At 65.7% G+C, this 20,514-nt stretch carries 21 protein-coding genes; 13 read left to right on the top strand and 8 right to left on the bottom strand.

Annotated features, from left to right (window positions below):
• Positions 1-51: 51 nt before the first annotated feature.
• Positions 52-180, bottom strand: a complete 129-nt coding sequence (locus DWB23_RS24140) for a DUF7577 domain-containing protein (protein ID WP_275086373.1) — start codon at positions 178-180, stop codon at positions 52-54.
• Positions 181-417: 237 nt separating this feature from the next.
• Here DWB23_RS24140 and DWB23_RS17620 point away from each other — a divergent pair, with 237 nt between their 5' ends.
• The 5 genes from DWB23_RS17620 to DWB23_RS17600 all read left to right on the top strand — a co-directional run bounded on the left by DWB23_RS17620 (position 418) and on the right by DWB23_RS17600 (position 3,431).
• The gene (locus DWB23_RS17620; RefSeq protein WP_162989862.1) at positions 418-711 is read left to right on the top strand and encodes a hypothetical protein; all 294 of its coding nucleotides are present in this window, start codon (positions 418-420) and stop codon (positions 709-711) included.
• Positions 712-811: 100 nt separating this feature from the next.
• Positions 812-1,183: a phosphoribosyl-AMP cyclohydrolase gene (hisI, locus tag DWB23_RS17615; protein WP_121744082.1), complete on the top strand. Its 372-nt coding sequence runs from the start codon at positions 812-814 to the stop codon at positions 1,181-1,183.
• 6 nt (positions 1,184-1,189) lie between these two features.
• Positions 1,190-2,359: a DUF7118 family protein gene (locus DWB23_RS17610; protein WP_121744081.1), complete on the top strand. Its 1,170-nt coding sequence runs from the start codon at positions 1,190-1,192 to the stop codon at positions 2,357-2,359.
• A gap of 62 nt (positions 2,360-2,421) precedes the next feature.
• Positions 2,422-2,829 (top strand): universal stress protein, encoded by a 408-nt coding sequence (locus DWB23_RS17605; RefSeq protein ID WP_121744080.1) that lies wholly within the window; start codon positions 2,422-2,424, stop codon positions 2,827-2,829.
• A gap of 110 nt (positions 2,830-2,939) precedes the next feature.
• Positions 2,940-3,431: an HPP family protein gene (locus DWB23_RS17600; protein WP_121744079.1), complete on the top strand. Its 492-nt coding sequence runs from the start codon at positions 2,940-2,942 to the stop codon at positions 3,429-3,431.
• A 64-nt stretch (positions 3,432-3,495) separates the two neighbouring features.
• Here DWB23_RS17600 and glmM read toward each other — a convergent pair whose 3' ends face one another.
• A complete protein-coding gene (gene glmM, locus DWB23_RS17595; protein WP_121744078.1) occupies positions 3,496-4,860 on the bottom strand; it encodes a phosphoglucosamine mutase in 1,365 nt (454 codons plus the stop codon).
• A 200-nt stretch (positions 4,861-5,060) separates the two neighbouring features.
• Here glmM and DWB23_RS17590 point away from each other — a divergent pair, with 200 nt between their 5' ends.
• The 4 genes from DWB23_RS17590 (at position 5,061) to DWB23_RS17575 (ending at position 8,200) form a co-directional block, all read left to right on the top strand.
• Entirely contained in the window at positions 5,061-5,960 is a 900-nt protein-coding gene (locus tag DWB23_RS17590) for an HVO_0234 family beta-propeller protein (protein ID WP_121744077.1), read from the top strand.
• A gap of 74 nt (positions 5,961-6,034) precedes the next feature.
• Entirely contained in the window at positions 6,035-6,559 is a 525-nt protein-coding gene (locus DWB23_RS17585; protein ID WP_121744076.1) for a hypothetical protein, read from the top strand.
• A gap of 99 nt (positions 6,560-6,658) precedes the next feature.
• The gene (locus DWB23_RS17580) at positions 6,659-7,513 is read left to right on the top strand and encodes a ribose-phosphate diphosphokinase (RefSeq protein ID WP_121744075.1); all 855 of its coding nucleotides are present in this window, start codon (positions 6,659-6,661) and stop codon (positions 7,511-7,513) included.
• Positions 7,514-7,657: 144 nt separating this feature from the next.
• The gene (locus DWB23_RS17575) at positions 7,658-8,200 is read left to right on the top strand and encodes a heme NO-binding domain-containing protein (protein WP_121744074.1); all 543 of its coding nucleotides are present in this window, start codon (positions 7,658-7,660) and stop codon (positions 8,198-8,200) included.
• A 9-nt stretch (positions 8,201-8,209) separates the two neighbouring features.
• Here the strand turns inward: DWB23_RS17575 and DWB23_RS17570 are convergent, their stop codons facing one another.
• The 3 genes from DWB23_RS17570 to DWB23_RS17560 all read right to left on the bottom strand — a co-directional run bounded on the left by DWB23_RS17570 (position 8,210) and on the right by DWB23_RS17560 (position 14,646).
• A complete protein-coding gene (locus DWB23_RS17570; protein ID WP_121744073.1) occupies positions 8,210-10,324 on the bottom strand; it encodes a M61 metallopeptidase family protein in 2,115 nt (704 codons plus the stop codon).
• Between the two features lie 661 nt (positions 10,325-10,985).
• Entirely contained in the window at positions 10,986-14,243 is a 3,258-nt protein-coding gene (gene ileS, locus DWB23_RS17565; protein WP_121744072.1) for an isoleucine--tRNA ligase, read from the bottom strand.
• Between the two features lie 160 nt (positions 14,244-14,403).
• Entirely contained in the window at positions 14,404-14,646 is a 243-nt protein-coding gene (locus tag DWB23_RS17560) for a hypothetical protein (RefSeq protein WP_121744071.1), read from the bottom strand.
• A 93-nt stretch (positions 14,647-14,739) separates the two neighbouring features.
• On the opposite strand from DWB23_RS17560, the gene DWB23_RS17555 reads away from it, so the two are divergent.
• From DWB23_RS17555 to hisH, 4 genes are all read left to right on the top strand, one after another.
• Entirely contained in the window at positions 14,740-15,441 is a 702-nt protein-coding gene (locus DWB23_RS17555) for a uracil-DNA glycosylase (RefSeq protein WP_121744070.1), read from the top strand.
• Positions 15,442-16,022: 581 nt separating this feature from the next.
• Positions 16,023-16,442, top strand: coding sequence for an HIT family protein (locus tag DWB23_RS17550; RefSeq protein ID WP_121744069.1), 420 nt, complete (start codon positions 16,023-16,025; stop codon positions 16,440-16,442).
• A gap of 80 nt (positions 16,443-16,522) precedes the next feature.
• Positions 16,523-16,753, top strand: a complete 231-nt coding sequence (locus DWB23_RS17545; protein ID WP_121744068.1) for a hypothetical protein — start codon at positions 16,523-16,525, stop codon at positions 16,751-16,753.
• Between the two features lie 114 nt (positions 16,754-16,867).
• Entirely contained in the window at positions 16,868-17,512 is a 645-nt protein-coding gene (hisH, locus tag DWB23_RS17540) for an imidazole glycerol phosphate synthase subunit HisH (protein WP_121744067.1), read from the top strand.
• Positions 17,513-17,561: 49 nt separating this feature from the next.
• On the opposite strand, the gene DWB23_RS17535 is transcribed toward hisH, so the two are convergent.
• From DWB23_RS17535 to DWB23_RS17525, 3 genes are all read right to left on the bottom strand, one after another.
• Positions 17,562-18,632, bottom strand: a complete 1,071-nt coding sequence (locus DWB23_RS17535) for an A24 family peptidase C-terminal domain-containing protein (RefSeq protein ID WP_121744066.1) — start codon at positions 18,630-18,632, stop codon at positions 17,562-17,564.
• Positions 18,633-18,728: 96 nt separating this feature from the next.
• Positions 18,729-19,514 carry an ABC transporter permease gene (locus tag DWB23_RS17530; RefSeq protein ID WP_121744065.1) on the bottom strand — a complete coding sequence of 262 codons (786 nt, stop codon included), beginning with the start codon at positions 19,512-19,514 and terminating at the stop codon, positions 18,729-18,731.
• Positions 19,507-20,424: an ABC transporter ATP-binding protein gene (locus DWB23_RS17525; protein ID WP_121744064.1), complete on the bottom strand. Its 918-nt coding sequence runs from the start codon at positions 20,422-20,424 to the stop codon at positions 19,507-19,509. Before DWB23_RS17525 ends, DWB23_RS17530 begins: the two co-directional genes overlap by 8 nt.
• Between the last annotated feature and the right edge of the window lie 90 nt (positions 20,425-20,514).

Below are 20,514 nucleotides of genomic sequence, written 5' to 3'. Positions count from 1 at the left end.
GAACCCGTCGCTCGTCGCTTCGAATCGCGGCGGGGACGCGTCTGAGCGGGCTCAGCGATTCCGGTCGGGCCGTGCGGGGAGCGTCTGGAGGCAGTTACGACAGTAGGTGTAGAAGTGATCGTTCTCCGCGCCACACACTCGGCAAGTGACTGGCCGGTCGGTCGTGGTCTGCGTACTCATCACTGGTACTCAGCCGCCGAGCTAAATACTCGACTCGCAGACGTTTGCAAGCACGACTCGAGTCGGTCTCAGCCGCGGTCTGCCGTCGGCTCCGTTCCCACACCGATCCGGACGGAGAGCACCCGTAGCGGGCGTGAAACTCGAGACTGCGGTTCTCCCGCTCGCCCCTGACAGTCCGATTCGCCAGCACACAAGGATATGGTACGTGGGACCGTTTCTCTAGGCGAGTTACGAGCTATGTCTTCCGCAAGCCATCCACCCGAATCACAACCGACCTCGAGTTCCATCGAAGACGCCGAGGAGACGCGCTGGATGCTCCGCAAGGGCGTCGGGCTCGCCGTTTCCTCGATCGTCGGACTTGTCCTGTTGTCGATCGGACTCTCCGTTCTGGCGGGGTTTATCAGCGTCCCGACCGCGATTGGGGCGTTCGCACTCGGCGGTTCGATCGTCTGTATCGCGCTCGTGTTGATGGTGCTCGCGATTCCCTCCGAGGATCCCGACGACGAAGCGGCGCAACAGCGCCCGAACTGATCGTCACACCGCGTAGCTGTCAGGTCCCGCCGGGCTCTCGATTCCCAGCGGTTGAGACCGTGGCAAAAGACCTATCGCCTTACCGGACAACCGTCGACACATGGACGACGGCATTGCGATCGACTTCGACGAGGATGGACTTGTCCCTGCCGTTGCACAGGACGTCGAGACGGGAGAGGTACTCATGCTCGCCTACGTTTCGCCCGAGGCCCTCGACCGGACGCGCGAGACCGGCCTGGCTCACTACTATTCCCGGAGCCGAGACGAGTTGTGGCAAAAGGGGAAGACGAGCGGCCACACCCAGGACGTCGCGGAGGTACGCGTCGACTGTGACGCCGATACGCTGCTCTATCTGGTCGACCAGGAAGGCGGCGCGTGTCACACCGGCCGCCGGTCGTGTTTCTACCGGACGATCGAGGGGGAGAACGTCGGCGAACGAGTGTTCGATCCCGACGCAGTCTACGACGACTGACCACCGATGAGCGAACGCGTCCATCACTCCGACGCGGGATCTGACGCAGCTGAACGGACTCCACTCGAGGGCCTCGAGGCGGCCCGCGAGCGCTTCGAACGGGCCGAGGAGCGAATCGAGGACCACGGCGGCGAGGCGGTCGCCAACGCCGCCGAGGCCTACCGGGATGCGACGGGGATGCTCGACGACTACGTCGATCGAGCGACGGGCACCGGCCGGGAGAACTTCAAGGCCTACGTCGAACTCGAGGGAAAGTTCGACTCGCTGGTCACGAGCCTGCCCGACGATCTGAAGGGGCGCGAGGCGTTCGAGGAGGCCCTCGAGCGGATCGACAAACGTCGACTCAGCGAATCGGACTTCGAACGCGCCCACGACGCTCTGGAGCCGGCGGCCCAGTACGCCAGCCTGCTCGACGAACGCGAAGCCGCTCGCGAGGCGCTCGACGACGCGCGAACGGCCGCGGCCAAGCGACGCCGACGACTCGACGACGAAATCGAGGACCGAGAGCGACTCCTCGAACTCGCGACCGCCGACCTCGATGCACCGGTCGAGACGCTCCGGGAACCCATCGACGCGTACAACGACGCGATCGAGACCGCCTTCGAGGAATTCCGCCTCGAGACCGCGGCGCGCGAGGTGTTCGCCTTGCTCGACCGCAGTCGCTGGTACCCCTTCGTTCCCTACGAACAGCCGCCGGCGGATCTGGCCGGCTACGTTCGGGAGGACCCGGCCGGCGAGTATACGATCCCGGAACTGCTCGAGTACGCGAACTACTCCCGGTCGAAGCTCTCGCACTACGTCGAGAGCGCGGACGAACTCAAACGGAAGGTCGCGACCCAGCAGACGTTTCTGGACGGGATCGACGCCGAGCCGTTGACCATCGAATGGCCGCCGGGTGACGCGGGCGTCCTCCAGCGAAAGGCACGCGAGGTCCGTCCGTTCGTGTCTCGCGTCGCCGATGAGGATACCGTCGCCCGACTCCGGTCGATTCGCCGGCTGACGACCGACCCTGAATTCGAGTACGACCGCCTGCAGACGGCGGCCCGGGCGGTCGATCAGCTCACGCCCGCGGAACGCGACCGCCTGGCCGACGGACAGGTTGCGGCCGAACTCGAGGCGCGACGAACCGAGCGGGACCGACTCGAGGACGCACTCGAGGTCGAGGATCCGATCTGACCGCTTCGACCGTTCCGTGTGACTGCCCCGTTACTGAAGGGGCGTCCCGTCCTACGACGACTATGCCCAGACAGCTACTCGTTCCGATGGACGACTCCGAGACCGCTCGGGCGGCCCTCGAGCACGCCCTCGAGGTCTTTCCGAACGACGAGGTAACGGTGGTTCACGCGGTCGACGACCTCGAGGCGGGGTACGGCGGTCGGCCGCCGGCGGCGGTCGGTGACGAGGGCGACGAACCCGAGTTCTTCGCGGACGTGCGATCGATCGCCAAGCGCTACGACAGACCCGTCGAGACGACCGTTATCGAGGGGACCTCGGCGGACGCCATCCTCGAGTACGCCGACGAGGCGAACGTCGACCAGATCGTGATGGGGAGCGAGGGGCGATCGGGGGTCTCCCGGATGCTCCTCGGCAGCGTCGCGGAGGCGGTCACGCGGCGGTCACCCCTCCCCGTGACGATCGTCCCCTGATCGCACGCTCGTAAACCGACCGTTCGACCGGTCTCACCGGCGTTTCCACTCGATCGGCTGACGATTGTCGAATCAGGGGTGTTTTTCGTGCGAATCACGAAGTGACCGGTATGGACGACCGGGTGGGAACGACGCTGCACACTGCCCTCCTCTTGTCGACGACTGCAGCGTTGTTCTGGCTGTCCGGCCTTCCGATGTTGTTTCCGAGCCTCGGACCCTCCGCGTTCGTGCTGGCGCTGTTTCAGGACGGCGACGCGACGTCTCCGAGGCGGGTGATCGGCGGTCACGCGATCGGCGTCGTCGCCGGACTACTGGCGTATCACCTGCTCGCGACCGGTGTGTCCATGACGGCCGCGACCGATCCCGGATCGCTCGAGGGACTTCGACTCGCCGCGAGCGGGATCCTCGCGACGACGGTGACCGCCGGCGGGATGCTCGCGACCGACACCCGCCACCCGCCCGCCTGTGCAACGACGCTGATCGTCTCGCTCGGACTGTTGCCGACGCTGCTCGAGGGTGTGTTGATCGTCGCCGCGGTGACCGTGCTAGTGGCCGCACACCGGCTACTGCTCGCTACGATACGACTGATCTCGACCAACTGATGCCTCGAAACACCGTCTCGGCTCGACCAACACCGAGTGGCGGCGACGGGACGACTCGACCGACTCAGGCCTCGGCTTTCGCGTCGGCCAGCGTCTCGTACATCTCGTCGGCCAGTTCGCGCGCCCGATCCTCGTCGCGGGCCTCGGCGTAGACGCGGACGAGCGGCTCGGTGCCGGAGGGACGGGCGAGCACCCACGCGTCGCCGTGATCCAGTCGGTAGCCGTCGCGCGTGTTGAGTTCGGCGTCGGACGCCTTGGCGTGGTTCGCCGCGGCGTCGATCATCGCGTCGCGTTCGGCCGTCGACTCGTACTCGATGTTGTGCCGGACGTTCGCGTAGCCGTCGTAGGGAGCGACGATCTCGCTGACCGGACGCTCGGCGACGAGTTCGAGGAACCGCGCCGCGGTGAACGCGCCGTCCCGCGAGAGCCGGTACGACGGGAAGAAGATCCCGCCGTTGCCCTCGCCCGCGATCGGAACGCGCTTGCCCTTCGCCTCGAGCTCCTCGATTCTCGTGATGATGTTCGTCGAGCCGATGGGGGTGAGTTCGAGGTCGGCACCGATCTCGGTGACGACGTCGACCAGCCGCTGGGAGACGTTGACCGCCGAAACCGTCGTGTCGCCGGCCTCGAGTTCCGCTTCGGCGAGCGCGGCGAGGGTGGCGTCGCCCTCGACGTACGTGCCGTCCTCGTCGAAGAAGATGGCGCGGTCGGCGTCGCCGTCGTGGGCGATTCCGATGTCGGCGTCGGTGGCCCGGACCAGCTTGCCCAGGTCCTCGAGGTTATCGGGGACGGGCTCGGGGTCCCGGCCGAGGAAGTGGCCGTCGGGTTGGCCGTTGACGGTGACGACGCGACAGCCCAGATCGCGGAAGAACTCGGGGCTCGTGAGCGTCCCGGCGCCGTGGCCCGGATCGAGCGCGACCGTGAGGTCGGCGTCGGCGATGGTCTCCCGATCGGCCGAGACGAGCAGTTCGTCCACGTACTCCCGCGTGACGCCTTCGATCTCGCGAACCCGCCCGGTCTCATCCCACGGGGCGACGTCGAACGCCTCGGTGAGCAACACCTCCTCGATGGACTCGAGGTCGGATACCGCGAGTTCGATCCCGTCGCTCCCGACGAGTTTGACGCCGTTGTACTGCGGCGGGTTGTGCGAGGCGGTGATAACCATCACGGGAACGCCCTCCCGCTCGGCGTACGCCTGTGCACCCGGCGTCGGAACGACTCCGATACGGTCGATATCGGTTCCCGTGCTCGCGAGGCCGCTCGCAGCCGCATCGGCCAGCATCCGCCCGGTGTAGCGCGTGTCTCGCGCGATGGCAACCCGATCGGCCCCCCAGGCCGTCCCCGCCGCTTTCGCGACGCGTAAAACGAACGCGGGCGTCAGCTCCTCGTTGGCGACGCCTCGTGTTCCGCTCGATCCGAATACCTGCATTAGTGGTTATTCGGTGTGCCCTCCCCAAAGGGATTGCGTAACTGGGACGGAACTCGGCGTAACGGCATCGTTCTACAGCTGTTCGTTTCGGCACACTTCTCTCACTGTTCAGCCGTACGGTCCCCGCTGTCGGATAGTTCCTCACCCGAACGGTCTCGAGCAGACAGAACGCTTTCCCCGCGCGAACCCGACGTCTACGTATGGATTCGATCGAGGAGAAGCGCGTCTACGGCGACCGCGAGGGAGCCGTCGAGGCGTACGTCGCGAGTTCGATCGGTGTCGTCCGCGTTCGCGTTGCCGGCGACACCGTCGGGGAGTTCGGCCTCTGCAACCGTTGTAACGCTCGCGATATCGCGGCGACTGGCGGTACCGTCGCCATCGCGACGGACGAAGACGTCCGGATCCTGCAACTCGAGGGTGCCCGCGACGAGGCGACCGAAGCGGATGCGACCTTCGTCGGAACCGGGTTCGGTCCCGCGGTCGCCGTCGGTTACGACGGCGCGGAACTGGTCGCGGCCGGACCCGACGGCGACGTGTTCCGCCTGCCAGGGGGCGCGGACGCCGACGCGACCGGCGGGGAGTGGGAGCCCGTAGAGAGCGACGGCGTCGCGACGGTCCGAGCGATCGACGGCGACCTCGTCGGGACCGACGCGGGCGTCTACCGCGTCCACGACGGCGGTCTCGACCACGCCGGCCTCACGGATGTCCGGGACGTCTCCGCGAACGGCGTTCCCCTCGCCGCCACCGCCGACGGGCTCTACAAACTCGGCAACGGCTGGATGGAAACGCTCGAGGGACCGTTCGAAACCGTCGATGCGGACCCGCACTCGGAACGGGGTCGACTGGCTCGAGCCCACGCGGTTTCCGGAACGACGGTTTACGCGTACGACGCCGACGACGAAACGTGGCGGGAGTACGACCGCTCGAACGCTCCGATCGTCGGATTCGGATACGGTCCAACGGCGTACGCCGTTACGGAACGGGGGACGTTCCTCGCGGCGACGCCAGGGGATGGAAACGGTCCGTGGCGCTCGCGAACGCTCGGTGTCGGTGACGTGACCGGACTTGTCGTTCCCCGCGGCGACTATCGTAGCCACTGAACGTCACTGTGCGCCCGAGTCGCTCGGGGCGTCTGACGGACATTTATCTGTCCTCGTTACTGTTCAGCTAACGTATGAGTACGTTACCACGCCGCCGGCTTCTCGCCGCGACCGGCGCCGCCCTCACCGGCGCTATCGCCGGCTGCTCGAGCGACGACGGCGAGGACGAGGACGAGTCCGAGAACGAAGCCGCCGAAAACGACGACGAGTCCCCCGACGAAGGTGAGACGGGGAGTTCCACGGAAGTCGACGGAACGATTCTCGGCGAGATTACGGTCAATAATTCGGACGATACGTCGCACGCGGTCGACGTCATCGTCGAGTTCGACCGGGAGATCGAGGCCTGGAAGACCGAATCGCTCGAGGCCAACGAGGACGTGACGCTCGAGCGCAACTGGCCGACGGATCCGGGCCAGTTCCGGGTCACGGCTCGTCTCGATCAGGAGGAACTGGTGGAAGTCACGCCGGCGAAGTGGAACGAACCGAACTGTCTCAATCTCCTCGTGCGAATCGATTCCAGCGGGACGTTGACGATCCCCGGCACCACCGACGGCGGTCCCTGCAGCGACGGCGACGCCGATTCCGACGCGGAGGAGTAACTCGCGAGCGGCGTCGGCCGCGATCACGATTCCGTTCGCACGGTTCCCGACCGATGCGAGAACGAAAACGGGTTTATCCCCCGCGCTGTCCACTCGAGTATGACCACTATCGTCAGCGGCTCCGCGTCCCAGGCGCTCGCCGCTGGGCTCGCCCGCGAACTCGAGGAACCGCTCGCCGCCGTCGAGTACGACCGATTTCCCGACGGCGAACTGCTCGCTTCCGTACCCGGCTTCGACGACGACCGCGCGATCGTCGTCGCCTCGACCGTCTCGAGCGACGCCCATCTCGAACTGCTTCAACTGCAAGACGCTGTCCGGGAAGCCGGTGCGGCGGAGGTCGTCACCGTCCTGCCGTACATGGGCTACGGCCGACAGGACGATGCCTTCGAGGCGGGCCACCCCGTCTCCGCGCGGGCGGTCGCCCGCGCGATCTCGACCGGCGCGGATCGGATACTGACCGTCAATCCCCACGAGCGAGCGGTGTGTGACTTCTTCGAGCCCACGGCGACCGCTGTCGACGCGGCGGGACGGCTGGCCGACCCGCTCCCCGACGCCCTCGAGGATCCCGTCTTCCTCTCTCCCGATGCGGGGGCGACGGATCTCGCCGAGACGGTCCGGGACGCCTACGGCGACGGCGAGACGGACTACTTCGAGAAGACGCGCCACTCCGGAACGGCGGTCGAGATCACCCCCAGCGACGTCGACGTGGCCGGCCGCGACGTCGTCGTGACGGACGATATCATCGCGACGGGGTCGACCATGAGCGAAGCCGTCGGCGTCTTACGGGATCGCGGCGTCGGCCGCGTCTTCGTCACCTGCGTCCACCCGCTGCTCGCGAACAACGCCGTCACGAAACTCTCTCGAGCCGGCGTCGAGGCGATCTACGGGACGGACACGATCGAGCGACAGACGAGCGCCGTCTCGGTCGCACCGGCGCTTGCGGCCCGGTTCTGAGCGCAACCGGTCTCCATCTCGAAATTTCTGTAACTGTTAAGTGACTACCATACACTGGCTTAGGTAATCGGAACCCGAATCGGTCGTGGGGGGTTCCCGACCAATCGCGCTCTCGAGACGCCGAACCAGCGCCTGTGTGACCAGATGCACGGAATCATTCACAAGACTCTCAAAGAATACGTCGTCGCGAAGACCGACGCAGAGACGTGGGAGATGATCGTCGACCGCGTCGACCTCGAGCCGACGCTATATCTCCCCATCTCCTCGTACGACGATCACGAGATCGATCGCATCCTCGAGACGCTGTCGTCGATGGCGGTGCAGAACGGACGACAGATCGAGCGCGACTTCGGCCGAACGCTCGCTCCCGAACTCCTGACGACGTTCAACGCCCACTTCCGTGACGATTGGGACCTGTTCGACGTTCTCGAACACCTCGAGTCGATCACCGCCGGTGTCGGCGCAGCGACCAACGCGAACTCGCTGCCGACCGTGTCCGGTACGCGCGTGTCGGCCGAACGCGTCCGCGTTACGTACCGGACCGATCGGGAGCGGGTCCACTGCGGGCTGGCACAGGGAATTCTCGAGGGACTCGCCGACGCCTTCGACGGCGAGACGACGGTTACGGAGACGGCCTGCGTTCGCGACGGCGACGAGACGTGTGCGTTTCGGGTGGAGCGGCAGTGAGCGTCGTCGCTACCGTCCCGGCGGCTCGCGCCAGCGACGCCGACCGAGCACCACTGTCGCGAGCACCAGTCCCGCCGCGACGATCCCGACGCCGAATCCGGGCATCGACTCGACGGTTCCGAGGAGGCCCCCGACGGTGACCGTGACCGACTGACCGCCGGCGGTGAGTTCGTAGCGCCCCTCGTCGTCGAACGCGAGCCTCGCCTCGACCGTCCCGTCCTCGCCGGGAGCGAGCGCGATCGGCGGTCCGGCAGCCGTTTCCGCCGCAGTCCGGAACTCGAGGCGGCCGGCGGCGGGGTAGGTGCCGTCGTTCGTCACCGTCGCGGTCGCCGTCACCGACTCGCCGGGATCGACGCCGTCCGGTTCGACCCGTAGCTCGGTCACGGTCAGGCTCGAGGTCGATCGAACGAACACCGTCAGTCGATCCGAACCGATGCTGACGTCGTAGACGCCGGGTTCCGTCGGCGTCCACGAGAGCGTCTCGGTCGCGCCGTCGCCGGCCTCGAGGCGCAGCCGTTCGTAGTCGACGATACCGCCGTCGACCTGCAGCGTCGCGTCGGCGGTTCCGGCCCGGTCGTCGACGTTATCGATCGCGACCGGAACGGCGACGGTTTCGCCGGCCGGCACCGCCATCACGCCTCGGTCGGTCCGCGTGTCACCGGCCGTGCTCCCAGCCCCGACACCGTCCAGTTCGTCGCGGTCCCAGCGCTCCCAGGGCCGGTCCGCGACCTCGATCGGTGCCGACCCGAGTTCGTACGCGATGGTCGCCCGCGACAGCTCGAAGGCGGCCCCGTGTTCGAAGCGGTTCCACGCGTCGGGGGTTTCCGGGGTTCGCGTGTACCGCTCGGCGGCGTCTCGCACCGCCTCGCCACCTGCCTCCTCGAGCGCCGTCAGGAGGTCGGTCTCGCTCACCCGCTCGTGTTGGGCGTTCAGCTGCCGGAACACGTCGGCGAGGGTCCGATCGCCGTCGCTCGCCAGCCGCAGCCGGCGGTCCAGTTCGCCGGCGACCAGCGCGCCCTTCACGTAGTCGGTGCGTTCGTCCTCCCAGCTTCGTGGGTCCGCGAGCGTGCCGTCCGCGTAGGGCGATCGCTCGCCACGCTCTAGATGTTGGCTGAACTCGCTGAAGCGGATCAATCCCTGCTCGTAGGCGAGTAACCCGGCGTAGTAGTCGGCCTGTGCCTCGACGAGCCACTCGACCTCGGTCGTCGTGCCGACGTTCGGATTGGCGAACCCTTGCCTGACGTGGACGTACTCGTGGAGCCAGACGTTGCTCGCCTCCTCCAGAGGGGCGTCGGCGACGACCCACGCGTCCGACTGCCCGTACTGGACGCCCCGCGGCCCCCAGTCGACGTCGGTCGGAACGGCGACGACGAACACCTCGGTGTCGCTCGAGCCGACCTCGAGCTGCCCGCTCGCGGTCGCGAGGCTCTCGAGGATGTCGTCCGGCCGTTCTCGCAGGTCGGCGGCGTCGGGGACGACCAGCCTGATGGTCTCGCCGTCGACGGTCCGTTCGTGTTCGGTCACCCGGCCGAAAAAGGCCACGTCGGTGCCGGCCGCACCGGGACCAGCTACGCTGACCGTCTCCTCGATACCCAGGGTGACCGATCCGGGCGTTCGGTAAGAGAGACCGACGCCGGGAACCTGCACGACGCCCCAGTCACCGGTATCGACGAACGTGTAGCCGTCCCCGTCGTGCTGGTAGCCGACGGGTCCCGTCCGATCGGCCGGCATCGTAAACCGGACCGTCGGCTCGTCGGTCCCCTCGGTCCACCGGTACGTTCCGTCTCCGTTCGCCTCGAACCCCTCGACGGAGCGCACGTCGGCCTCGGACTCGAGGGTGATCTCGAGCCTGCTCACAGACTCCGGGACCTCGAACGTCATCTCGGCTTCGAACTCGCCCGGTCGGTCGGGCAGGTGGCGGAGTTCGGTCGTCCGGTGGAGGATTTCATCCGCATCGGCCATGGTCGCGCTCGAATCGCCGTGTACGTCGGTCGTGACTGACGGTTCGCCACCGCCGAGATCGGGACCGGTCGCGGCCGAAGCGTCGACACCACCTGCGACACCGGCCGGAACGGCACCGGATACCAACAGCACCACGACCAGAACGGAGATCCGGAAGCTCACTACCTCTCTTTGGTGAATCAACGGGCATGACTTTTGTGGCACCGATACTGTCCGTCAGATCGGACCGTTCCCTCGACGACCTCGAGGACCACCGTCTCGCGGAATCGCCGGGCGGTGGCGCGCGCTGTCGGTCAGCCGAGCGATAGCGAGGCTGACCGATAGACCCGTGCGAGGTCGTCGCGAGCGGTAGCGAGTGACGGCTTGGAAGACGCGAAACGTCTTCCTGTGGATGAGCGAACAGCGCGGGACCGACGGTCCCGCATATCATGCGAACGGGCGCGAAGCGCCCGTGAGCAGAACGGAGTGAGCGAATCGGCTGGGGAGGACGCGGCGATTCCCCGTCGCCACGGTAGCAGGACGCTTGTTGTCACTACAACCGCCCTCGAGCACCGACTACGATCGCCCTCGAGTATTGCGCTTCGGTACGCACGCGTACGCACCGTCGCGGCCGCGTTTCGGACATCGGTTCTGAGTACCGAATTTGTACCGTCAACTACTGGAGTCCGACGCCTCAGCGGCCGCCAACGGCTCGATCGCGATCTCGGCATCCACCTTTTTCTCGTCGGGTTCGCTCGCTTCACTCCCTCACCACTCCTCGAAAAACCTGGACCAAAAAAGACCAGCGCGGTCGGCTTCGCCTCCCGCTCTGGGAGTTACGGTGTCAGTCTGATGCTTCAGCGGCCGCCAACGGCTCGATCGCGATCTCCATCGTCACGCCTTCGACCTCCCACTCCTTTCGGTTGCCGTTGTCGACCTCGAGGGCACCGATCTCGTCCGCACGGACCTCCTCGCGGATGAGATCCATCCGTTCCTCGACCAGCGAGGCGACGCGGTCGTCGTCGATCGAGAGATCCAGCGCGATCCGCTCCTCGACGTCGAGTTCGAGGTCCTTTCGCATCTCCTGTACCCGCCGGATGACCTCGCGAGCGTAGCCCTCGCTCTCGATGTCGTCGGTCAGCGAGGCGTCGACGTAGGCGACGCCGCGGTCGTCGCCGTTCAGACCGAAGGCGGTCCCCGCGACGCCGTCGGGCGTCTGGGTGACGAACGAGACCATCTCCTCGGTGATCTCTTCGCCCGCTTCGAGCACGTCCGCGACGGCCGACTCGATCGCCTCGAGGCTCGGCTCCTCGATTCGGGCCTCGTTGAGCGCGTTCATGACCCGTCCGGCGCGGTCGCCGAAGGCCGGGCCGAGTTCGCTCATGTCCGCTTCGGCGCTGTACGCGAGTTCGCCCCACCGGTCGTCCGGCGAGACGAGTTCGATACTGCGGGCGTTGAGTCGATCCTCGAGCAGCGTCGTGTGACGCTCGACGGCCTCGACCACGCGCTGGTCGTCGGCGGCGACGACGACGCGCGGAACGGGCCAGCGCAGTTTGCGGCCGGCCTGCTGGCGCGCGTTCGCGCCGGCTTCCTCGATCGCACGGAGGATGGCGACGTCCCCCTCGAGTTGCTCGTCCTGCCAGTAGTCGTCGACTTCGGGCCAGTCCTCCATGTGGACGGTGTCGAACCCGTCGTCGTCGGTCAGCGTCCCGTAGATCTCCTCGCTGATGAAGGGTGCGTACGGCGCGAGCAGGGCGACGCTCTCCCGGAGCACGCGATAGATCGTCGCGTAGGCGGCTCGCTTCGAGCCGCTGTCCTCCTCGGCCCACATGCGTTCGCGGACCGCCTGCACGTAGAACCGCGAGACGTCCTCGACGACGAACTCGATGAGCGCCTCGAGCGCGCGGTCCTGACGGAACTCCTCGAAATGCTCGGTCATCTCGTCCTTCGTGGACTGCAGGCGGGCGAGCACCCACTCGTCGATCAGTTCGAGGTCCTCGTCGACCTCGTCCAGCGTCGTCGCTTCGGCGGCTTCGCCGCCTTCGTCTCGTTGCGACGGAGTCGCAACGCCCGGCTCGAACCCGTCCAAGCGCATGTACGGCAACGGGAACCGGAAGACGTTCCACAGCGTCCGGAGGTGGTTCTCCATCGTCTGCATGCCGTCCCAGGAAAAGCGCATGTCGTCGCCCTGCGGGTTGTTCGACAGCAGGAACATGCGCATGACGTCTCGGCCGTGGCGGTCGATGGCCTCGTGGGGGTCGATCAGGATGTCCTTGGACTTGCTCATCGCGCGACCGTCGGGCATCAGCGCGTGGCCGTGCATCAGGACCTCCTGATACGGGCTCTCGCCCATCGCGGCGGTGCCCATTCCCAGCTGAGACCAGAACCAACCCCGCGTCTGGTCGTGGGCCTCGAGGATGAAGTCCGCGGGCCAGAGTTCGTCGAAGCGGCTGTCGTCCGAGGGGAAGTCGAGGGTGCCCCACGACGCGACGGAGGAGTCGAGCCAGACGTCGAACACGTCGGGGACGCGGGTGTAGGTGGTGTCCCCGTCGGTGATCGTCAGATCGTCGACGGTGTCCTTGTGGAGGTCGACGTCCTCGGGATCGATATCCTGATCGACGCGCTCGGCGAGTTCCTCGCGGTCGCTGATGACGATTCGATCCTCGTCGTCGTCCCGATCTTCCGGAGTCCAGACCGGCAGCGGAATGCCCCAGTAACGCTGTCGCGAGACGTTCCAGTCGGGTGCCTCCTCGACGAAGTCCCGGAAGCGATTATCCCGGGCCCACTCGGGGTGCCACTCGCTGTCCTCGATGTTGTCGAGCAACTCGTCTTTGACGTCCGTGATCGTGATGAACCACTGGTCGGTGACGATCTGGAGGATGCCCGTATCACACCGCCAACAGTGGCCGTAACTGTGGTGGACGGTGCCCGACGCGAGGAGCGCGCCGTTGTCCTCGAGATCGGCCGTGATCTCCGGATCGGCCTCCTTGACGAACTGGCCCTCGTACTTGCCGGCCTCCGCGGTGTAGACGCCGTCGCCGCCGACGGGACAGAAGATGGGGAAGCCGAGTTCGCGACCGCGCTCGAAGTCGACCTCACCGTGGCCGGGTGCGGAGTGGACGAGCCCAGTGCCGTCGCCGTGGGTGTCGACGTAGTCGGCGGCGTAGACCTCGAAGACGCCTTCGGCGTCGACGCGGTTCGGGACCTCCTCGGCGAGCGGGTGTTCGTACGACCAGCCGATCAGTTCCTCGCCGGTGAGCTCTTCGACGACCTCGTACTCCTCGTAGCGACCTTCCTTGAGGACTTCCTCGTGTTTCGCCTCGGCGAGGTACAGCAGTTCCTCCTCCCCGTCCTTCTCCGCGCGAACCCCGACGTAGTCGCCCTCGGGATCGACGGCCGTGAACGTGTTTGCGGGGATGGTCCAGGGCGTCGTCGTCCAGATGACGACCGAGCCTTCGCGATCGACGAGATCGAACTTGACGTAGATCGACGGATCCTCGACGTCCTCGTACTCGACTTCGTTGTTCGCGATGGCGGTCTCACACCGCGGACACTGGGAGATCGATCGGTGCCCCTTCTCGACGAGGCCGCGATCGGCGGCCTTCGAGAAGCCCCACCAGGCGGCCTCCATGTACTCGGGACTGACCGTCCGGTAGGGGTCGTCCCAGTCCATCCAGACGCCGAAGGACTTGAAGTCGTCCTGGAGTCCCTCGAGTTGCTCGTCAGCGTAGTCCTTGCACTCCTGGATGAAGTTCTCCTCGCCGAACTCCTCGATGTCCTTCTTGTTCTCGAAGCCGAGGCGTTCCTCGACGCGGGTCTCGATCGGAAGCCCGTGCATGTCGTAGCCCGGTCGATCGGTGACGTCGTACCCCTGCATCCGCAGGAAGCGCAGGTAGACGTCCTTGAGGGACTTGTTCCAGGTGGTTCCCATGTGCGCCGATCCCGACGTGTACGGTGGGCCGTCGACGAAGAAGTACGATTCACCGTCCTCGCGGTGCTCGACCGTCTGCTCGTAGGCATCGACGTCGTCCCAGTAGTCGAACACCCGCTGCTCGAGTTCTGCGGGGTCGTACTGGTCGTCGACCTCGGCGAACCTGCTCATATGAGAGCACACTCACTCCGTGATTAAAGGGGAATCGGTCCTGTAAGCGTCGCCGCGGCTCCTCCGATCCGATAGTGCCATCGAATGCCAACCGAGACAGCCTCCGCTCGATCGGTTGTTAGCTATCGGATAAGCGACTGGCTGCCGTTCGGATTCGTCGTTACTGAGCGACTCCGAGTACTCGAGCGATCACTTTCTGGTATCCGAGGCCGTACACGCCCGCATAGAGCATGACACAGCCGATCGCGGCGAGCCAGACGCCGACCATCGCTTCACCGGAGCCGAGGTGCTGGAAGCTCGCGTATTCGGCAGCGACGCCGCCCGCCGTGAGGACGCTAGCCACGATCGTATAGGCGAGCAGCGGAAGCAATTCTGTGAGTATTTCCGGGGTAGCCGATCCCATTATCACTGGGGAACCACTCGGCGAAGGTAAATCTATCCCTCGGCGGGACTCGTATCCGAGAAGCCTACCTTTCACGGACACCACTATTCCGGTGTGTCTCCGTCTCCCCACGATCACGAGTCGAACGCCGCTGACGGCGGCGGGACGTCCACGAGCGACCCCGACTTCCCGACCACACGGAACGTCGTCGAATCGGGCTGCGAGCGCTGTCCGGCGCTCACCGAACGCCGCGAGTGCATCTCCTGGGGAACCGGTCCGCTCGACGCGACGATCGTCGTCGTCGGCGAGGCACCCGGGGCCGGCGTTCCGGACGCCGACCGTTGGCGGGGCGGCAACTGGACCGGCAAGGCCTACACCTCGAGACACTCCGGACGGCGCATTCGGCGACTGCTCGAGCGGGTCGGCTACGGAACCGAGGCGTACTACACGAACGCGGTGAAGTGCTTCCCCGCCGATCCCGAGGATCCGACGACGAATCGCGAACCGACCGACGACGAGCGGGCGAACTGTCGAACCCACCTGCGAACCGAACTCGAGACGATCGAACCGACCGTCGTTCTCGCGACCGGAAAACACGCGACGAAGACGATTCTCGCCGCCGAAGACCGCGAAATCGATGGATTCATCGAGGCCGCCCTCGAGCCGCTGTGGTGTGAACGCCTCGACGTCTGGCTCGTTCCGATCCTGCATCCGTCGTATCAGGACGTCTGGATCGGCCGACTCGGCTACGAGCCGGCGACGTATCGGGAGGCGATCGGCGAGACCCTGGACGAACTGGTATCAGAGGCGGCATAGTTCGCTGCTCTCCCCGCCTCGCCCGTGGAACGTGATCAGTGTGAATCGGCGTCGTGACGATCAGTGTGAATCGACACCGTGCCGAAAACCCCTTCTCGAGACGTTCAGAGGATCAGCGTGCCGGCGGCGAAGAGTGTTACAAAGAACGAAACCCGGCGGACCGATTCGACGACGAGTTTCCTGTAACCGTCTCTGATCGGCGCTGTCTATCAGAGACGGCCCGGTGCCATCCCGTGGAGTCGCCGATGGCGCGTAACAGCGCTCGAGTGCGTTCGTCGCTCGCCGCCGGTTTCAGCCGGCCGTCGGCAAAAAATCGACCGCGGTGGTGGTAGGTGGGTACGTGATGGTTTCGGTGCCGGTACGACACAACTGCCCTCGGTGGGCACTCGACTCGAGACGGACGCGAGTATTGAACGCCACCGATCGTCGCATTCACTTTTCGACGAATTATCGGAGTTACTGAGAGTTCAACCCAGTTTTTGCGCGCCGGACCTGCCGTTCCTCGATCGGAACCGTTCGATTCTGGTACTCTTTCGTTCACGCGGGTAAACTTCTTACAGTGGGCCGACACAGACACGGGTATGAGCACCATCTTCAGCCAGATCGCCGCGGGAGAGATCCCCGCACGAATCGTGTACGAAGACGAGACGACGCTGGCGTTCCTCGACGCCAACCCGCTGGCTCCCGGTCACACGCTGGTCATCCCGAAAGACGAGTACGAGCGGTTAAACGACGTTCCCGACGACGCGGCTACCGATCTTTACGCGACGATTCACCGGCTGATCCCCGCCGTCGAGGAGAGCGTCGACGCCGACGCGACGACCGTCGCGTTCAACAACGGCGAGGACGCCGGCCAGGAAGTCCCCCACGTCCACTGCCACATCGTTCCTCGCTTCGAAGGCGACGGCGGCGGCCCCATCCACGCTATCGCCGGCGAGCGGCCTGACCTCGCGGACGACGAACTCGACGATATCGCCGCTGATATCGAATCGCGGACGTGAGCGCGCGACCGTCAGCCGACTCGCTCCGCCGGCAGCCGAGCCGCCGTGACGCTTTTACCACTCGCGCGTGACCCTCGGATATGATCGCCGGCCTCGCCGCCCAGTTTCGAGCTCATCCCGTCGCCACGGCTCTCGAGCTCGGAAGCGTCTTCGTCTGTTTCCTGCTGTTCGTGGGAACCCTCGCGCTCCTCTCGAGCGGGCCGCCGGTCGGTCGCGGGGAGCCGTGGCTCGCGCTGATCGGAACCGGTGCGGTGTTCGTCGTGTTCTGGACGGTGCTGGTGCCGTTGTACGAGCGGTTTCTATACAGCTAGTCCGTTCTCTCCGCTCAGCATCGGTGCTCGACGGACGGCCGCAGATTGCAACCCGTTCGGTACGAGGCCGGTGCGGAGGAGTAACCATTTGTGAATCGGCTTCGAACTCCAGTCGTGAAGGTAACGATCATCGACTACGGGGTCGGAAATCTCCGGAGTCTTCGGCGCGGACTCGAACAGGCCGACGCGACGGTCGAGGTCTCTGACGATCCAGCGCAGATCGCCGCCGCCGAGGCGCTCGTTCTTCCCGGCGTGGGCGCGTTCGGAGAGTGCGTTCGCAACTCCAGACCGTTTCACGACGTTCTCGTCGAGGCGGCCGAGGATACGCCCGTTCTCGGAATCTGTGTGGGGTTTCAACTCATGTTCACCGAGAGCACCGAGGGCGTCCCGGATGGCGAGACGATCGCGGGGCTCGATCTCATTTCGGGACGAGTCGAGCGTCTCCCGAGCACCGAGGTCAAAGTGCCACACATGGGTTGGAACCAGCTCGCGATCGAACGGGACCACCCGATCGTCGCGGGCGTCGACGACGGGGAGTACGTGTATTTCGTTCACTCCTACGGGTCGGCCGTCGACGCCCACACCGTCGCGTCCTGTGCGTACGGGTTCGACTTCGCTGCCGTTGCCACGAACGAGGCTGGAAACGTGATGGGAACGCAGTTCCATCCCGAAAAGAGCGGGCCGATCGGTCTCCGAATCCTTCGAAACTTCGTCGAGTACGCCGAAGCGTATCACCGCGACCGGGTCTTCGTCTCCTGACGCGGCGTCCGGTGGCGAAACCAAACCGCACGCCTCCGAGAAGCCGGAGTTAGATGAGCGTCCCGACGAGCAGGTCGCCGTAGACGAACGCGATCACCAGGCCGAGGAACACCGGCACGAGAAACGGCGTTCCCGGCGAGATCCAGACCGTTTCCTTGTCGACGAGCACCTCGAGTCCTTCCCGAAGCTCCGCGGACGTGGTGCCGTAGGCCGTGCCCTCGATATCCGCCAGGAACGCGTCCGCACCCCACGGATCATCGTATTCGGGATCGGAATCGGCAGTCGTCTCGAAGTCGGTCTCGCTTGACGTCTCGGCAGTTGTCTCTCTCGTCGTCTCGTCGCTCGAGGGCTCGCCCTCGAGCGCCGTCCCGCCGTCGCTGCGAACCGCCGCGGTGACGGCACCGTCGGTCGGCGGGTTCGGCTCGTCGGGCAGGGTCGCCGGATCGCGGTACCGGTCCGGGGCCGCTCGAACGTCGGCCAGCCCGAGATCGCGCCAGCGCAGATACATTCGGAGGGCGTCGAGATCGAGGCCGCCGCGAGAGCGGCCCTCGGGCGTCTCGAGGAGTCGCCCGTGCAACTCGGGGATTCGGTCCCACGAGACGGGCCAGCCGATGACCATCACCGACGTGAACCGGCCGGAAGCGGCGTTACGGAGCGCGAGGACGACCGGAATGGCGATGCCGATAACGACGGCGTTCGTCAGAATCGTAAACGAAAACGACGAGAACGTCTCGGCGTCGGTCATCGCCCACGGAATCGTCCACGAGCCGACCGTATACTGTGGGGCGGTCGGAAACAGCAGAGCCAGGACGAGCAACGCCTTCGCGTCGGCACCGCCGAAGCCGCCGAACCACCAGAACAGGTACGCGATGGGGACGACGAAGCCGAGGCTCACCGCTGTCGGAACGAGGAACTCGTGGCTCCAGGCGTAGCTATCGGCGGTCCAGGCGATCCAGCCGTCCCAGACGAGCAAGACGGCACCCAGCATCGATAGCGGGATCCAGACGGTACTCGAGACCCGTCTGGTCTTGATGTCGCGAACCGCAACCCAGGCGAAAACGGGGACGGCAACGAGCCGAATGAGGTCCGGAGTCGTTGCCGACGCGCCAGCGAGTGTCACACGACCTTCTCTCGGGTGCGGCGTCGTTATTGTTTCGGATCCGTGAGGTGTCGCGGTCGTCGCCGAAACGGGTACGAGGAGAGCGAACGGGGCGACTCAGATGTCCCGTCGTCGGAAGAGGAACTGACCGACGAGCAGCAGGGCCACGAACAGCACAAGCAGGATCCCGCTGTCGGCGAGTTCGTACGAGCCGTCGATGAGGATCGGCGTCGGCTCGTAGTAGTGCGTCGGGCTGACGTACTGGATCCACTCGAAATCGTTCGCGCCGCCGACGACCGACTCGACGAGAAAGAGCACGAAGACGACGCCGACGGCTGCTCGTTCCGCGATGGCGGCTCGATCGACGACGACCGAGAACACCACGCCGATCGCCACGCAGACGAGCAGGTACGGAATCGACAGCAGGTGCGCTAACGCGAGGTGCATCGGATCGATCGTCTCGCCGATCGCCACCACCAGCACATAGGTGACGACGCCGATGACGACGTTGAGCGCGACGAGCGGGAGCAGTAACGAGGCGACCTTCTCGACGAGCAGCCGCGATCGAGAGACCGGAAACGAGATCAATAGATCCATTCGCTCCCGTTCGATATCCTTCGAGATGAGCCCGCCGCCCGCGTACGCGAAGTACAGTCCCAGACCGAGCAGCCACACGAAATTGTAGATCTGCGACCCGAGGAAGCCCTCGATCGTCGCCATCGTCTCGATGCCGAACGCGTCCATCATCGCGGGCGGCATCGACTCGAGCATCTGGTCGTAGTCGACGCCCTCCAGTACGGTGAAGTACCAGACGATAAACGCCACGTAGAGGCTCAGTGCGACCGTCAGAATCGCCGTTCCGCGAACGCGACGGCTCGCTTCGTACCGGGCGGTTTCAAACATCGGACGTCACCTCTCGGCCGGCCGTTTCGGAACCGTTCGTTCCGTAGTAGTGCATGAAGACGTCCTCGAGCGGCGGTTCGCTGATCTCCACCTCGCGAACGTCGTAGGACGCGAGCTCGCTGAGCAGCGTGTTGTAGTCACCGGTGTAGATGAACTGAACGCCCTCGGCGAACGTGCTCACGTCGATGACGCCGTCGAGGGACGTCAGCCCCGAACTGGCCCCGTCGACCGTCTGGACGCGAACGCGTTTGCCGCCCTGATCGAGCAGCGTTTCGACGTCCTCGAGGCCGACGAGCCGTCCCTCGCGGAGGATGCCGACGCGGTCGCAGATGCGCCGAACCTCGCTCAACACGTGCGATGAGAAGAAAATCGTCGTTCCGCGCTCGCGTTCCTCTCGGATGAACTCGTTGAACGCCTCCTGTTTGAGCGGGTCGAGCCCCGACGTCGGCTCGTCCATGATGACGAGATCCGGATCGTGCATGAACGCCTGAACGATCCCGATCATCCGCTCGTTCCCGGTCGAGTACTCGCGGATCGGCCGCTCGACGGGCGGCGTGAAGATCTCGAGGAGCTCGTCCCGACGGCTGTCGCCCTTGATCGAGGCGTGATAGTCGAGAATTCGCTCGCCGGTCACCTCCTCGTTGAACCCGAGGTGGGCGGGTAGGTACCCGATCCGACGTTTCTCCTCGAGCAGCGCGGCTTCGTCGCGAACGTCGGCCCCGAGCACGGTCGCCGTTCCCGAGGTGGGCGAGAGCAGTCCGAGCAGCGTGCGGATCGTCGTCGTCTTCCCGGCTCCGTTCGGCCCCAAAAAGCCGAACACCTCGCCCGCCTCGACGGTGAACGAGAGGGAATCGGCACCGAGGACGCTCCCGTAGTCCTTCGTCAGATCGGCCACTTCGATGACTGCCATATCCTCTCTTGACTCCATGAATAGATACGTTTTGCGGTCATGAGTCCGTGACTAATGACCGAGTTAGTTATCAAGTTTCGACGCCAACGA

The organism is Natronorubrum halophilum, from assembly GCF_003670115.1.
Classification (GTDB): domain Archaea; phylum Halobacteriota; class Halobacteria; order Halobacteriales; family Natrialbaceae; genus Natronorubrum; species Natronorubrum halophilum.
The sequence above is the reverse complement of the archived record's forward strand: the minus strand, read 5'-3'. Positions and strand labels throughout refer to the sequence as shown.